The sequence below is a fragment of the Candidatus Protochlamydia sp. W-9 genome, from assembly GCF_001950615.1.
Classification (GTDB): Bacteria; Chlamydiota; Chlamydiia; order Chlamydiales; family Parachlamydiaceae; genus Protochlamydia; species Protochlamydia amoebophila.
In genome coordinates this window covers 1-338 of sequence record NZ_BCPZ01000052.1, presented here as the reverse complement: position 1 = coordinate 338, position 338 = coordinate 1, and the positions used below count along the sequence as shown (strand labels likewise).

The following is a 338-nucleotide window of genomic DNA, read 5'->3' as shown; positions in this document are numbered from 1 at the left end:
ACCACGTTATGTTTCCTAAGAGGAGATCAGATGATATTAAAAGACTTCCACTACGAATCACAAAGTGATCGGCAACAGATTATTGGACTGTCTGGCGCAGCCTCATGTACATTTCTCCCAACCATTGAAATCGTCCAAGATCGGGTCATCATTGATTTTCCCGGTTTTGACGATACTAATGGATCTCTCATCTCTTTGGGGATGGAGTGCGCTCTAAAAGCGCTGATCGCAAAATACACTCCCCAAATATTGATCCTCGAGTCGATCACAAATAATGAAGGCAGGTTTGCAGCCGCAGCTCAACTAGGGTCTCGTCTGAGTCGTTTACTCAAGAATAA

The 338-nt window shown here is 44.1% G+C and carries 1 protein-coding gene; it reads left to right on the top strand.

What is annotated here, in order from left to right:
- On the top strand, nucleotides 1–338 hold a 338-nt coding region (locus tag BU804_RS13095; RefSeq protein WP_158024990.1), incomplete at both ends, for a hypothetical protein.